Source organism: Cohnella laeviribosi DSM 21336, assembly GCF_000378425.1.
Lineage (GTDB): Bacteria > Bacillota > Bacilli > Paenibacillales > Paenibacillaceae > Cohnella > Cohnella laeviribosi.
In genome coordinates, this window is record NZ_KB899812.1 from 174,093 (window position 1) to 188,194 (window position 14,102).

12 protein-coding genes and 2 pseudogenes are annotated in these 14,102 nt (G+C 51.0%); 2 read left to right on the top strand and 12 right to left on the bottom strand.

Going from position 1 to position 14,102, the window contains the following annotated elements; genetic code table 11:
- Positions 1 to 163: 163 nt before the first annotated feature.
- Both F560_RS0105370 and F560_RS26495 read right to left on the bottom strand, forming a co-directional pair.
- Positions 164 to 1,153, bottom strand: a complete 990-nt coding sequence (locus F560_RS0105370) for a hypothetical protein (RefSeq protein WP_019004693.1) — start codon at positions 1,151 to 1,153, stop codon at positions 164 to 166.
- A gap of 207 nt (positions 1,154 to 1,360) precedes the next feature.
- Complete coding sequence (locus F560_RS26495; protein ID WP_019004694.1) at positions 1,361 to 1,561, bottom strand: DUF6199 family natural product biosynthesis protein; 201 nt, start codon at positions 1,559 to 1,561, stop codon at positions 1,361 to 1,363.
- A gap of 152 nt (positions 1,562 to 1,713) precedes the next feature.
- Between F560_RS26495 and F560_RS22585 the strand changes: the two genes are divergently transcribed.
- On the top strand, positions 1,714 to 2,193 hold the full coding sequence (locus tag F560_RS22585) for a hypothetical protein (RefSeq protein ID WP_019004695.1): 480 nt from the start codon (positions 1,714 to 1,716) through the stop codon (positions 2,191 to 2,193).
- 43 nt (positions 2,194 to 2,236) lie between these two features.
- Here F560_RS22585 and F560_RS0105385 read toward each other — a convergent pair whose 3' ends face one another.
- From F560_RS0105385 to F560_RS26595, 4 genes and pseudogenes are all read right to left on the bottom strand, one after another.
- A complete protein-coding gene (locus F560_RS0105385; protein ID WP_019004696.1) occupies positions 2,237 to 3,016 on the bottom strand; it encodes a DUF4367 domain-containing protein in 780 nt (259 codons plus the stop codon).
- Entirely contained in the window at positions 3,013 to 3,648 is a 636-nt protein-coding gene (locus F560_RS0105390) for an RNA polymerase sigma factor (protein WP_245554808.1), read from the bottom strand. The genes F560_RS0105385 and F560_RS0105390 overlap by 4 nt, the downstream gene beginning before the upstream one ends.
- A gap of 341 nt (positions 3,649 to 3,989) precedes the next feature.
- Positions 3,990 to 4,258 (bottom strand): annotated as a pseudogene (locus F560_RS24900) (transposase); the annotation flags it as partial.
- A 140-nt stretch (positions 4,259 to 4,398) separates the two neighbouring features.
- A pseudogene (locus F560_RS26595) lies at positions 4,399 to 5,676 on the bottom strand (ISNCY family transposase).
- Positions 5,677 to 5,936: 260 nt separating this feature from the next.
- Between F560_RS26595 and desA the strand changes: the two are divergent.
- Positions 5,937 to 6,959 carry a Delta(5) desaturase DesA gene (gene desA / locus F560_RS0105405; RefSeq protein ID WP_019004701.1) on the top strand — a complete coding sequence of 341 codons (1,023 nt, stop codon included), beginning with the start codon at positions 5,937 to 5,939 and terminating at the stop codon, positions 6,957 to 6,959.
- A gap of 88 nt (positions 6,960 to 7,047) precedes the next feature.
- On the opposite strand, the gene F560_RS0105410 is transcribed toward desA, so the two are convergent.
- From F560_RS0105410 to F560_RS0105435, 6 genes are all read right to left on the bottom strand, one after another.
- Complete coding sequence (locus F560_RS0105410) at positions 7,048 to 8,112, bottom strand: ABC transporter permease (protein ID WP_019004702.1); 1,065 nt, start codon at positions 8,110 to 8,112, stop codon at positions 7,048 to 7,050.
- A gap of 32 nt (positions 8,113 to 8,144) precedes the next feature.
- Positions 8,145 to 9,686 (bottom strand): sugar ABC transporter ATP-binding protein, encoded by a 1,542-nt coding sequence (locus F560_RS0105415; protein WP_019004703.1) that lies wholly within the window; start codon positions 9,684 to 9,686, stop codon positions 8,145 to 8,147.
- Positions 9,686 to 10,399 (bottom strand): DUF2291 family protein, encoded by a 714-nt coding sequence (locus tag F560_RS22595; RefSeq protein ID WP_083932008.1) that lies wholly within the window; start codon positions 10,397 to 10,399, stop codon positions 9,686 to 9,688. Before F560_RS22595 ends, F560_RS0105415 begins: the two co-directional genes overlap by 1 nt.
- 73 nt (positions 10,400 to 10,472) lie before the next feature.
- Positions 10,473 to 11,531: a D-ribose ABC transporter substrate-binding protein gene (locus F560_RS0105425; RefSeq protein ID WP_019004705.1), complete on the bottom strand. Its 1,059-nt coding sequence runs from the start codon at positions 11,529 to 11,531 to the stop codon at positions 10,473 to 10,475.
- Positions 11,532 to 11,651: 120 nt separating this feature from the next.
- Positions 11,652 to 13,151, bottom strand: coding sequence for a glycerol kinase GlpK (glpK, locus tag F560_RS0105430; protein ID WP_019004706.1), 1,500 nt, complete (start codon positions 13,149 to 13,151; stop codon positions 11,652 to 11,654).
- Positions 13,148 to 14,101, bottom strand: a complete 954-nt coding sequence (locus F560_RS0105435; protein WP_019004707.1) for a transketolase family protein — start codon at positions 14,099 to 14,101, stop codon at positions 13,148 to 13,150. The genes glpK and F560_RS0105435 overlap by 4 nt, the downstream gene beginning before the upstream one ends.
- Position 14,102 lies beyond the last annotated feature (1 nt).

Sequence of the window (14,102 nt, forward strand, 5' to 3'; positions counted from 1 at the left end):
ACAAACATGATTAGGCGACGGGCAGAGAAGTAATCATGCAGTTACGTGTTGTGCACGGTAATTTTGTAAAAAGAAAAGAGCCGGCTTAACCCACCCGGCTCGATTCCTTATTATTCTGTTTTTCGCCAATCCATTACATTCTTCTTGACCAGCATCGAAATTATTACTGCGTGATTTGTGCCGGGAAGCTCGGGTTAATGATGTACTGCGTCAGGCTCGCGGTTTGGTCGTTGTTGTAGAAACGATAGAAGCTGATAAACGATTGCCTCGGTGCGTACGGATCCTTGTACGCATTTACCGCGCTCGTGGGGCTGGCGTAGTTAGTAGCGTAATCCGTATTCGATTTGTCTGTCGTTTTCGAATAAGGAGATCCGTTGTTGTATCCTGCAAGGGTATGTGAAGATGCTACACTAACCATGTTCGATACATAGGAAAGGCTTTGATAGTTGTCCGATTGGCCGTCCAGCTTTACATATGAGAAGCAGACAGTAGACAAGCTACGGTGCGTAATAACATGGCTGTTATTGGTTACTTGGCTGTTATCGGAGAACAGCATCTCATACGGTAGCCATTGTACGATCGGGATTGTACCAATCGCCTTTTGTGCATACATCTGCGCGATATAAGTCACATTTTTAACGAGAATTTGCTTGTTGGTGTATAGGGTCACACCGTTTTGCCCTGCAGCGAGGTTTGTGCCTCCTGCAAGCCCTTGGGCATACAATTCCTGAACGGCATACGTCGTACCGCCAGTGTAATAAGTATAACGGATATCATACCATTTAACGTTCGAGTTAGACGGAGGAACCGTCACTTGGATGCTAACATCGCTGCCTCCATTCGCGATGGCTTGAGCCTGCGCAGGCGTAATGGCGTTCACACCCAATGCCTGGAGATCTGCTTCCAGTTGAACCTCGGTGCTATCCAGTTGCTGCGGATCAACGTCTGTACCGTTCTTTGCTGCTTGAAGCAGCTTTTTCGCCCGATACTCACCGAGCTCCTCAAACTTAGCCCTGATCTTCTCCTTTTTGGCGTCGATTGCGGCGTTATGCTTATCTTGGGCTGGGGTGTTCTTTGCTGGGGTCGCCATTGCCGATGAAGCGAAGACAAGTACCATCAGGATGGACGTCAGGAGCATTGACACTTTTCTCATAATGAGCCTCCTGGAAAGATTTATTTATTGAAAGCCGGCCGGCATTTCAATCTATTAAACATTCAGCCCTTACACTCTATTGAACACGCAAAGGATTGATCTGGTTGCATATAATTTGGCAAAAATGACAAAAAATTTTCGACAAAAACCGAGGGATGAAAGGCTCTATCACCTTTTTCCCTCGGTTCCTCAGACCACGATAATGGATTACAGTATCCAGTACCCTAGAACCCCGCCAATGCCCGCAAGTATGAACAGAACGCCTCCAATGCGAGCAGACACAACATAGAGTCCGGACGGTTCGGTTGCATCATGTGATTTCCAACTTTCGATGATGGCCCAAACAATCGACGGCCGTATTACCATTAACAACCCTAAAATAATAAGAAGCAAGCTAATGAACCCCATAAGAATGCCTCCTGACGATAGTAACTACCCCTTTAATAATAAAACACGAAAAGAGTGGTCTTGGTTGCAAGATTTTTTTCCAGAATCGCAACCAACTCAAATCTGTTGGTGTTCTTAAATATGGTAGAAAAATCATGTGAAAGGGTGTCAATATGAAGCAAGTGAAACCGCTGGTCTATATGTTTGCAGTGGTGGTATGTTCCATGCTTTTAGTTCCACCAAGTGTTACACACGCCGCTAAACCCAGTACAATCGAAGCGAAAACACCGCCTCCGCCAATCGAAATGACGATTGAAGGTTTTTTTGACCCATCCTTCAAATACCTCGATCAAGGCGATAGCAACACAGTAGACAAGGGGAATCAGACGGCCGAAGTTACGGTTACAACCATCGCGAAGCAAACCGTTGCCTCGATCGGGGCGACCATATATTTCGATAAATGGACGGGGAGCGCTTGGGTGCAGGTTGGCTCTCAAACGGTAAGTGCTTCGAATAAGATGCTGTTTAATGGATATGCGGTCTTCGGCACGGTTTCCGGTTACTATTACCGGGCGCGCACGGTGCATTGGGTCAGTAACAACGGCACATATGAGCAAGGCAATTACACGTCGAATACGATTTTAGCCAAGTAAACCAAACAGGGAGCGGCAGATATTAGCCCTCCCTGTGTTTATTTTAGCCAATACTGTCGGCTACCTTAATAATATCGTCTTCCGATAATCCGCCGGAGATCGAGATTAGAATGTTACCTGTCATATAGTCCAAACTGGAACGACCATCCTTCGTCAAGAAGAGAAAACCGGTCTGACCTTTGACGTTAACTTCTTTGTAGTCACCAGCATCCTTATCAAATCCTGAAGTCACTGTTTCGTTTTTCTCCAACATGCGAATAGTTATCATGAACGATTTTCCTGCATTCGGATCCCTATAGATAAGGACGGCCTTCTTCGCGTTCTCTCCGCCTTTTGAAAAAACAAGGACATCATTCAAAATGAACGCCGGGGGTATATAGCCGATTTTAGGAGCGGGAAATAGCAAGTGGTCGCCCGCTTCTTCCCACGTTTCATAATGCTGCTCTTGAAGCACGCCGGAATCGATGCTTTTTCCTTCGTTTTCGAGTGGAGAGTCAGGAGGAGGCGCTGTTCTCGCCTTGCCGGTCGGTTCAGCATCGTTCCCGAAAATAAAACTCACGACACCCGATTGAATTTGCTTAATGGTCTGAAAGAACGGGCTGAATGCTTTTGTGGCTGTCGGTGATCCGACGATGAACGCGCCAATAAGAAATGAAGCGGCCACTACATATGGTAAAAGCAAAAACCGTTTATGCGATCGACGTGCTTTCAATTTTGGTTCAAGCCGCTGCCATGAAGGTTCGGGGTTTGCAACCGGCAATTGTTTTTTGACTGCTTCTTCAAAAGCAGTATCAAAGAGCCGATCAAATTCATCTTTGTTCATTTACTCTCACCCCACTCCTTGATAAAGCGCTTTTTGATCGAATTCCGAGCTCGGTGCAACTTATATTTGATTGAATCCTCGCTTGTATGGAGTTCCTCTGCAATTTCTTTATACGACATGCAGTTTTTCCAGCGCATTTCAATTAGACAGCGGAATTCTGGTTTAAGGTCCTGAAGATACCGACCAATCATGTCGGCCATCATTTTCATCTCAATGTGGTCCTCGATCATTTCTGCATCAGTAGCGTAGGCAATATTGTTATCTAAAAAAACATTATCGGAGTCAATTTGGTTGCAGTTTTTTTTATTTTTTCGGATGTAGTTGTATGTGGTGTTCCGAACGACAACTTTTAACCAGCTTTTCAGTTGGGTTTCATTATCAACAACTGGAACATTTCGAATCACCTTCAGAAATGCCTCTTGTATAATGTCCTCTGTGGCTGCATGATCTTTGACCATTTGTATGACCACCCTATAGACCAAGGTGTAAAACTCACGGTATACACTACGTTGAATGGTTATATCAAGCGCCGAAAAATTAGAGGAAGTCAAGAGAAGTAATATGTTTTCCAAATCCACTGCACCCCTTCCTTCTTTAGGGAGTGTGCCTCCCTTGTTGTGTCTTTCTAACATTCAAAGCATGCTCCCGCTTTTTATGGATCTCATCGACCGTGTAATCCTTCCGTTCCGGATATGAAACATAAGCTAACGGATCCTTGATCGGGGCACGTCCCATTGATTTAATCTCGTTTCGACAAATCATCGGGGGACTTCTTCCGGCAAATATTGGAGTGCCGCATTATTCTGGGGGCGGCCGCCACACTCTCTGTTGCCTCGTCGCTGTATTCTACAACCAGATCCTCTAAGAACTTATCCGAAAACCTCTGCATGGAGAAGTACAAGCAAAATGGAGCATCGCCTCGTAGTTCTCCACTTCTTCTCCCAACGAACGAGCAGTCGGCGGAAACGGTTGATCCCGCTTCCCACATGCGTTTGAAAACGCCTTGCTTTTGCCAGTATTGAAAACGATCAAACACCGTACAAGCGGCGCCCATCTCACGAGGCAACGCTTTCCATTGGATACCCGTGCGGAGCACGTAAAAGATTGCCGTCATCGCCTGATGATCGTCCATACGCGGACGACCGCCCTTCGGTTTCGCGGTTCCACCGGTAACAAGGGTTGGATTTTATTCCACAACTCATCGGGAATTGAAAAGGATTGCTGTTTCGGTGCGGTTGCCATGACGATCTTCTCCAAACTCTTCTCTTGAAGGAATTCGACATTTTCCACCGTTTTCCTACTTGTTCATAATGGTTTTCGGATAGGGTCTTAGTAGGAGAAGGCCAGGGGAAAAAAGGAATATCCCAAATACTTGCATATCGTCACACATTTATGCTACGTTGGATTTGCTTTTGAGACCATGGTTTACGCCATGGATGCGAAGCAGCGGGCTTGCGTGGCGGCGCAGGGCTCGCTGTTTTTGTTTCTGGCTTGGTTTCCTGACGACGGGATGGTTTTTGGGTTTCCCGTAATTCTAATGCTTGTCCTTTATGCCAAATGACCAGCTTACCCTGCATAGTTTCCCGTACTTCCACGCTTGTTTTCGCCTCAAAGGGCTGTGAAGGCTTTTCGGCTAGTGTATAAAGTTTTCCCCCATAGGAAAGAGTTTGGCCTGAACCAATCTGTCTATAAGTTCGAACAGCAAAAACATACTCCAAATCGGTCTCCGCAGGTAGAGGACGGTATGCGGATTCCGCCTCCTGTGGTTCAACCGCAAAAGTGCGGTTATGTTTTTCTATGAGTTCCGGCAATGCTCGATTAGCTTCTTCCAGCGTACTTACACCCAGCAGCCGAAGTTCAATGACCAAACGGTCTTGAAAGGTATCCCACAGTCGTTCTATACGCCCTTAGGCTTGCGGGGTCATCGCTTTGATATGAGTAATGCCGAGTTCTGCCATTGCCTTGCCGAATTGTGATAGCGGCTTGATCTCTTCCGCCAATTCCTGCTCCAGCGTCAACGACTCCTTGGGAGAGCGGAAGATGGTATGCCGGTCACTGTATAGGCCAAGGGGAAGGCCGTATTTCTCAATCCCTTGCTGCATAACGGTGAAATAGCCTTCCAGTGTTTCCATTGGGCGAAAGACAGCGCCAACGATAGTTCCGGTAGCATCGTCAATGGCAGCATGCAATGTAAGTTGGGGACCTCTATCTTCCAGCCAGGCATAAGGGCTGGCGTCAATTTGCCATAGCATCCCGGCTTGAGGCTTGCGATTGCGGGGGCGATGAACATTGCCCCGGCGTCGTTGTTTGGCTTGTTTCAAGCCTTTTTCCAAGAGGATACGGCGAACCGTGGATACACTAAGAGTCAAGGATTCACGTCCCTGCAAAAGCTCAGCAAAATGACAGTTATTACAGCCATAGTAGGTGTTTTGATACAACGTGGCTACATGCTCCTTAATCGAGTCAGAAATCGCATGAACAGGTTTGCGCCCCCGATTTTTATGGGCAATACCTTCAGCTCCTTCCGCGAGATAAGTTTTTTTAAGGCGCAAAACCTGCCGTGTAGAAAGCTGCTGTAACTCCGCGGCTTCAGCGACCTTGATTTGTCGAGCAACAAGCTTTTCGATAACCAACACTTTTTTCAGTTCTGCTTTTATCAATGTAATCTTCTCCTGTCCCATAGTGACATTATCTCAGAACAGTTACACCGTGACATTATCACAGACGAATAACACGCCCGGAACATAAACGTTGACTTCCATTATCCGGAATGTTATCCTTATTGTAACTGAAACACTGCGAACATCCATTATACTTTACAAAGTACCCAACGACCGCTAATCTTCATTAGCGGTCGTTGTTATAAAAGGACATTTTACACGCTTTGATGATTTCAGTTATTGAATCAGCGAGAGGAGTTATGGCGATCGAACACAACGAGAAGAAAAACTGGCGCAAAATTATCGCACCTTACGAAAGACCGAGCCTGAAGCGGAGCATTTGGCAAATCGCAAATACCTTTGTCCCCTTCTTTACGCTCTGGTACGCTGCCTATTGGAGCCTTTCGGTGTCTTATTGGCTGGCCTTGGTTCCGGCCGTTCTGGCAGCCGGCTTGTTGGTCCGGATCTTCATCATCTTTCATGACTGCTGCCACGGCGCCTTCTTTGCCAACCGCACCGCCAACGTGGTATTGGGAACGCTTGCCGGCATCTTAACCTGCTGCCCATACCATCAGTGGCGGCGCAGTCATTCGGTCCATCACGCGACCAGCGGCAACCTGGATCGGCGCGGCATGGGGGACATCTGGACGTTGACAGTGGAGGAATATTTGGCGCTGCCGCGGCTGAAACGGCTGGCTTACCGCATGTACCGAAACCCCCTGATTATGTTCGGACTCGGTCCCACCTACGTTTTCCTCATTGCATACCGGTTTAACCGGAAGGGAGCCCGGATGAAGGAACGGCTTAACACCTACACGATCAACTTCGGAATCGCCGCTGTCGCCGGGCTGCTTTGTTGGGCAATCGGCTGGCAAGCGTTTTTATTGGTTCATGGACCGATCTTTCTGCTTTCCAGTCTGGCCGGCCTCTGGCTCTTCTACGTTCAACACCAGTTTGAGGGGACCTACTTTGAAAAAGGCGACAAATGGGATCATTTGAGCGCGGCTTTGCGCGGAAGCTCCTTCTATAAGCTGCCAAAGGTTCTGCATTGGTTTACGGGAAACATTGGCTTCCATCATATTCACCACCTGAGCCCCCGGGTGCCGAACTACTATCTGGACCGCGTTCAGAAAGAAAACACGATGTTCCAGGATGTTGCGCCGGTCACCCTTTGGTCAAGTCTGAAATCGCTCAACTTCCGCATATGGGACGAAAATCGCAAGAAACTGATGGGATTCGGGTACATCAAGCATTTCTTGATGGCCCGGAAAGCAAGCAAGTGATTTGTCTTCAAGTTGTTTGACAACAAAACCAGCCCCGACTCGTCGAACCTTGAGCGATTGGTCGGGACTGTTTGAATTTGGGCCCATATTAGGCCGCGCTTCTGCTTTGCAGAACCAGTTTGTTTTGCAAATTCCGTTGGATCTGATCGACGATGACGGCCAGCACAATGACGGTTCCTTTTATGACCATTTGCCAAAACTCGGAGACTCCGATCATGACCATGCCGTCACTCAAGACGCCGATCACGAACGCCCCGACGATCGTTCCGCCGATGGTTCCCCTTCCGCCGGCAAGGGAGGTTCCGCCGAGAACCGCTGCGGCAATCGCGTTCAATTCCCATGTTTCCCCTGTCGCGGGATGTGCGGCCACCAACTGGCTGGAGACGATCAGTCCGACCATCGCGGCACAAAAGCCGGAGAACATGTAAACGAACATTTTGACGCGCTTCACGCGGATTCCGGAAAGCTCCGCCGCTTTTTCGTTGCCGCCTACCGCAAAAATATGCCATCCCAGGGGCGTTTTCTTGAAGATATAAGCGGCAATAAGGCCGATGATCGCCATGATCCAGACCGGAAGAGGCACGCCAAGAAGATTTCCGGCCCCCAACACCGGAAAACCGGTATTGCCGAGCCCGGGATCTCCGACCAGGTTGGGAAACGTCTCCCCGTTCGAACGGAGCATTGCCGCTCCCCGAGCCACGTATAACGTTCCAAGCGTAGCAATAAACGGCGCCACATGAAAGCGGGTTACCAATAACCCGTTGACGGCTCCGACCAATGCCCCCATCATCAACGTAATCAAGATGACCACAAACACGTTGAAAAAAATCTTGACACCGAACATCGGCAGCGCCAAACCTTCATAAATCAGTCCTCCGGCTATCATGCCCGACAAACCGACAATCGAGCCGACGGACAAGTCGATGCCCCCGGCCACAATTACGTAAGTCATGCCGATCCCGAGAATCGCATACAACACGACGTGGCTCGCAATCAAAATAAGACTGTGCGACGTCAGGAAATTGGGGGCGGAGAAGCTGAAGAATACAATCAGCAGAATAAGCGCGATAAACGTCCGGAATTTGAGCAAAATCATCCCGATTCCAACATGGGTTTGGGATTCCCGATTCCGTTTTGGCTTTAATTCAATCATCGGATTACGTGCTCCTTTATAAACAGAGTAATTTATACTCGGATCGCTCGTTGACCTTCGGCAGAAGCCAGAACCAGAGCCTCTTCGGTTATTTGTTCGCCCGCAAATTCCCCGGTCAATCTGCCGTTGGACAATACGATGACTCTGTCCGAAATGGAAACGATTTCTTTTAATTCCGAGGCGACCAGTATGATGCCGAGTCCCTGGGAGGCGAAACGGCGGATCAGCTCAAACACCTCCGCCTTGGCCCCGACATCGATTCCGCGCGACGGTTCGTCAAGAAGCAGCACTTTAGGGCCCGTCAGAATCCCTTTGCCGATGACGACTTTCTGCTGATTTCCTCCGCTCAGCGACAGGACAGGGAGATTGCTGTCGGCAACTTTTATATACAAGTCCTCTATCGTATTCCGAACATGCTCTTCCTCTTTTTTCTGAACCAGATGGAACCATCGGGCGTACTTGTTTAAACTGGAGAGCGTAATATTTTTTGCGACAGAAAGCGTTTGCACAAGACCTTCGCGCTGGCGATCCTCCGGGACGTGGGCAAAACCGCGTTCGATTTGTTCCCGGATCGATCTTGCCTTGATTTCTTTCCCTTCCAAATAGATGTCGGCGGTTGCCTCGGGATGCATCCCCATCAGACACTCAAGGATCTCGGTGCGGCCGGAACCGAGCAGTCCGTATATGCCCAATATTTCTCCCTTGCGGAGCGAAAACGAGATGTTTTCCAAAGCAAAGCCCCCGCTTCTACCCGGCAAAGTCAGCCCCTCTACACGGAGCAATTCTTCTCCGAATCGTTCCGCTTCCGGTTTCGGTTTCGAAACGGATGCTTCATGGCCTACCATATTCCGAACGATCCAGGGAATATCGATGTCCTTCACCTTGGCTTCCGCGACAAGGCGTCCGTCCCTCAATACGGTAACGTAATCCCCGATGCGCATGATCTCTTCCATCCGGTGAGAAATATAAATAATGGAAATGCCTTGTTCTTTCAATTCGTCAATCAACCGGAACAGCACTTCCACTTCCGCCGTACTCAGAGATGAGGTAGGTTCATCCATGATCAGCACATGCAAATTGGGCTGCGCCATCGTCTTGGCTATTTCGACGATCTGCTGTTGCCCGACCCGAAGATCGCGCACCAGCGTTCGAGGATCGAGGGGATGTTCCAAACGTTCGAGCAGCTTTCGGGCTTCCTCCATATGCCGTTTGTCGTCCACGATCATTCCGTAACGGAGCTTCTCGCGGGCAACGAAAATATTTTGCGCAACCGTCATGTTCGGAAACAAGTTCAATTCCTGATGGATAATGCCGATCCCCATTTCCGCCGCGTGTCTCGTGTCGTCAAAATGCACTTCTTTTCCGTTCAGCTCGATCGTCCCTTCGTCCGGCCGTTCGATGCCGGCGATTATTTTCATCAACGTTGATTTTCCCGCGCCGTTTTCCCCGATCAGCACATTCACCTTTCCGCGGTATACGTTAAAATTCACCCGGTCGAGCGCAAGGGTGCCCGGATATCTTTTGGTAATCTTTCTCGCGGAAAGACAGACTTCCCCGGTGTTCGATAACGCCATTACGAATTGCCTCCTTGCGCGATTTGCAGTTGCACCGGCGTAATCAGTATTTCTCCGCTGCTGTCAGCGGTAAAGGCGCCCATAAATTGAACCGTTTTATTTTGAACGGTGTCGAAATCCAGCTTGTTCACCACGTCATCGTTCACTTTTTGGTTTATGGAGTTGGAGAGTTGAGCGAATTCCACCTGGTTTTTAAAGTCGTCGAACTTGATGAATTCCAGGCAATCCCTTATCGACGTTCCTTTAATGACGGGACCGATTTGTATTTTTACATCCGTTCTGCCGTCAAAAGGCGGCAAGTCGACGTCCATGGTGCCGGCCCGCGACTCCCGGTTGACGCTCAACGCTTTTCCTTGACCCTTCACGATAAAGTTGCCTTGACGGGCTCCATATTTTTCGGCTGCCGCATCCGGATTTGCTTTCATGTCCTTTAACACCGCCACGATATCCGCCGCTTTGTCCGTCATATACGGAATCACTTTATCGTTCCATATCGTGCCGACGTAATTGTCCGCATCAAGGGCTCCGGCCTCCGCAGCGGCCGCGCCGCTATGCGCCGATGGATTGCCCGCCTCATCGATTTTCACTACGGTGAACCATTTGCAGCCCGACACGACGCTCATGAAGCAAACCAAGAGAAGAACACCGTACAGTTTTCGTCCTTTAGCCGCAAGCCGTTTTCTCTTGTCCGTACCGCCAATGTCTCGCTTCATCCTATCTTCACCAACTGTAATGGGAATTTTCGGGGATGGCGCGCATCATGCGCCCATCCCTCATGGATCCGGCTTATTGCCGCTTTAAGGCGAAATGATCCAATTGCTTTGCGTTCTCTGCCGTGATCAGCACGCAATCGATCAATTGTTTCTCTTCCGCTCCGGTCGAACCTGTCTTGATATATTTGTCCGCCTGCTCCACGGCAAGCTGAGCGATGTCATATGCGGGCTGCAATACGGTAGCTTTGATTTCATTGGCAAGAATCGAATCCCGTACATCATTGCTGCCGTCGAAGCCGACTACAATGACATCTTTCATGCCCGCTGCTTTAAGTGCGGCCATCGCCCCCATAGCCATGGTGTCATTCCCGCAAATTACCCCTTTGATATCTTGATTTGCCTGAATAATGGATTGCATTTTGGAAAACGCTTCCGTTTGACTCCAGTTCGCGCTTTGACGGGCGACCATTTTCATGTCGGGATATTGGTCGATGACATCGTGGTACCCTTTGGAACGGATGCTCGCGTTCGTATCGGATTCTTTGCCGACCAGCTCCACATAATTGCCTTTCTCGCCCATCCGTCTCACAAATTCTTCCGCGCCCAGTTTTGCGCCTTGATAGTTGTTCGAAACGATTTGCGAAACCGCAACGCCCGTTTTGTTGATTTCCCTGTCGATCAGAAATGACGGAATGCCCGCATTCTTCGCCTTTTGGACCGCCGCAACGGTAGCGTCCGCTCCGGCGTTATCGAGAATGATGGCCGCCGCTTTGCGGGCAATGGCCGTATCGATCAGTTCGTTTTGTTTATTGGCGTCATCGTCGTGAACCAGCACAAGCGTTTCATAACCCAGCTCTTTCGCTTTCGCTTCGGCGCCTGCCGCTTCGGATTTGAAGAACGGGTTGTCATGCGAAGGCGTGATAATCACGATCAAATTCGACTTTTGGGTATTCTGTCCGGACGCGGCGGATGGTTTGTTCCCGGAATCGGTATTGGCATCCGGCGTATTCTTTTGACCTTGACTCTCGGTTCCTGCACGGTTGGACGGGCTTCCCGTAGAACAGCCGACCAGCGCGAAACCGATTACAACAAAGGTCATGACAAAAATCGTCAACGCTTTGCTCCATCTCATACTGTCCTCTCCCTTTTTCCGATTGTTAATGTACCCTACAACTTAACGGCCTCATGAACGCGGAACGTGTCTGATGGTCTCACCTCCTCATGGCAAAACCGGGTTTTCCCGGCGTTTCGTTTATCCGATGTTCAACACGCTGCTAACCGCTCGTTTCCATCCTGCGTAAAGGCGCTCTCTCCTATCCGGATCCATGGAAGGCTCATATGTTCGGCACCCTTTTTGCCGCGCCGGGATGTCAGCGGGAGATTCCCAAAAACCGGTGCCGAGTCCTCCCATGTATACCGATCCCATCGCGGAAAGCTCGGCGACATCGGATTTGACGACCGTTTGCATCAGCAGGTCTGCCTGAAACTGCATCAACGCCGCATTTTCGGAAGCGCCGCCGTCGGCCCGCAGCTCCCGAAGCCGGATGCCGGATTCGGACTGCATCAGCTCTACCGCGTCTCGCACCTGATAGGCGATGCTCTCCAATGCGGCCCGGATGATGTGCGCTTTGCCGGTACCCCGGTTCATGCCGACGATTGCCGCTCTGGCGTATGGATTCCAATAGGGGGCGCCGAGTCCGACAAACGCGGGAACCAGGTATACGCCTTCATTGTCCGGCGCCTGCGCAAGCAGCTGCTCCATCTCTTCGAACGTGCCGAACAGCCCCAGATTGTCCCGCACCCATTTTAGGCTATCTCCGGAGGTGCGGATGACGGCTTCCAGCGCATAGGTGACTTTCCCCCGCATTCCCCAGGCGATGGCGGTCACAAGCCCGTTCCCTTTCCCTGTCGGCTCGTACTTCTCCCCTACGTTCATCAGCACCGACGTGCCGGTGCCGTACGTCGCTTTGGCCATGCCGGGCTGAAAACAAAATTGACCGTAAAGCGCGGCTTGGGAATCCCCGATAACGCCCGAAATCGGAATCCGCTCATCGAACAGCTCGGAATCTTCGGTATAACCGAATACGTCATCGGAAAACTTCACTTCGGGGAGCAGTTCGCAAGGCACTCCGAACAAGCCGCACATCTCTTCATCCCATTGAAGGGTATGAATATTAAAGAGGGACGTGCGGCTGGCATTCGTAAAATCGGTGGCGTGAACGTTGCCGCACGTGAGCTTCCAGAGCAGCCAGCTGTCGATTGTTCCGGCCAGCAGCTTCCCCTCAGCGAGCTTCACGCGCGCGTCTTCCACGTGTTCCAAGATCCATGCCCATTTGGTTGCCGAGAAATAAGGGTCCAGCATCAGGCCCGTCTTGGCACGCACCGTTTCTTCATGTCCCAACGCTTTATACGCGGCGCAAACGTCGGCCGTCCGTTGGCATTGCCATACGATCGCGGGGTACACCGGCAGCCCGGTTTCCCGATCCCACATGACGGCGGTCTCTCGCTGATTGGTGAGGGTAAGCGCGGCAAGCCGGCTGGGTCCGATACCGGCCAGCTCCAACGCCTGGCGAGCGGTTTTCTTGACATTGCTATAGATCTCCAACGGATCGTGCTCCACCCAACCGGGATGGGGGTACATCTGCTTGTGCCCGGTCGAGCTTCGCGCGACAATGCTTCCGGACTTGTCGACAACGAGCGCTTTCGTGCCCGACGTGCTCTGGTCAATCGCCAATATATAGTCCTTATTCATTCGCGCCGCTCCTGCTTGCCGAGCATTTCAAGCGCAATCCGCTTGATGTTGTCCGCGCTGATGCCGTAGTGCGCGAACACTTCCGCCGTCTTTCCGGCGATGGCCGGTTCGTCCGGAATGCCGAGAATGCGCATCGGCACCGGATGGTGCTGAGCGACGACTTCGGCCACTGCGGCACCAAGCCCTCCGAAAATGCTGTGCTCCTCAACGGTAATCATGTGTCCCGTTTCCCGTGCGGCCCGAATCACCGCTTCTTCGTCCAGCGGCTTGATCGTGTGCATGTTGATGACGCGGCAGGATATGCCTGCCTGCTTGAGCGCTTCTTCCGCGTCCAAGGCAACCCGCACGGTTTCCCCGGCGGCGATGATCGTGATGTCCGATCCTTCGCGCATCGTCACCGCTTTCCCGATGACAAATTCGTAGTCGTCCGATTCATAGACATCTTCCACGGGATTGCGGCCAATGCGGACATATACGCCTCCGACATGCTTCACGAGCGCTTCCGTCATTTTCTTGGTCTCGTGGCGATCGGCCGGCAGCATAACGGAAAGTCCCGGGATGGCCCGCGCCACCGCCAAATCCTGCAGCGAATGGTGCGACATGCCAAGCGCGCCGTAGCTGACGCCGCCGCTGATGCCGATCAGCTTGACGTTGGTGGCGGAATACGCCACGTCCACCTTGATCTGTTCGATGCTGCGCATGCTCAGGAAGCAGGCCGGCGAGGTCACGAAAGGCTTTTTTCCGCTATGGGCAAGGCCTGCGGAAATGCCGACGATGTTCTGTTCCGCGATCCCGACCTCTACGAACTGCTCGGGGAACGCCTTGGCGAACGGCGCCATCGCGGCCGAGCCGCGGGAATCGCTGGCAAGCACCACGATATCCCGGTCGTGGCGGGCCAGCTCCAACAACGTTTCACAGATGACCTGCCTGTTCGGTATGGTGTTCTTCATG

Excerpts from the sequence above, each read along its gene's own strand:
- F560_RS0105370 (WP_019004693.1), bottom strand. The coding sequence starts at position 1,153 with ATGAGAAAAGTGTCAATGCTCCTGACGTCCATCCTGATGGTACTTGTC.
- F560_RS0105435 (WP_019004707.1), bottom strand. The coding sequence starts at position 14,101 with ATGAAGAACACCATACCGAACAGGCAGGTCATCTGTGAAACGTTGTTG.
- F560_RS0105415 (WP_019004703.1), bottom strand. The coding sequence starts at position 9,686 with ATGGCGTTATCGAACACCGGGGAAGTCTGTCTTTCCGCGAGAAAGATT.
- F560_RS0105390 (WP_245554808.1), bottom strand. The coding sequence starts at position 3,648 with ATGTTAGAAAGACACAACAAGGGAGGCACACTCCCTAAAGAAGGAAGG.
- F560_RS22585 (WP_019004695.1), top strand. The coding sequence starts at position 1,714 with ATGAAGCAAGTGAAACCGCTGGTCTATATGTTTGCAGTGGTGGTATGT.
- F560_RS0105385 (WP_019004696.1), bottom strand. The coding sequence starts at position 3,016 with ATGAACAAAGATGAATTTGATCGGCTCTTTGATACTGCTTTTGAAGAA.
- F560_RS26495 (WP_019004694.1), bottom strand. The coding sequence starts at position 1,561 with ATGGGGTTCATTAGCTTGCTTCTTATTATTTTAGGGTTGTTAATGGTA.
- F560_RS22595 (WP_083932008.1), bottom strand. The coding sequence starts at position 10,399 with ATGAAGCGAGACATTGGCGGTACGGACAAGAGAAAACGGCTTGCGGCT.
- F560_RS0105410 (WP_019004702.1), bottom strand. The coding sequence starts at position 8,112 with ATGATTGAATTAAAGCCAAAACGGAATCGGGAATCCCAAACCCATGTT.
- desA (WP_019004701.1), top strand. The coding sequence starts at position 5,937 with ATGGCGATCGAACACAACGAGAAGAAAAACTGGCGCAAAATTATCGCA.
- F560_RS0105425 (WP_019004705.1), bottom strand. The coding sequence starts at position 11,531 with ATGAGATGGAGCAAAGCGTTGACGATTTTTGTCATGACCTTTGTTGTA.
- glpK (WP_019004706.1), bottom strand. The coding sequence starts at position 13,151 with ATGAATAAGGACTATATATTGGCGATTGACCAGAGCACGTCGGGCACG.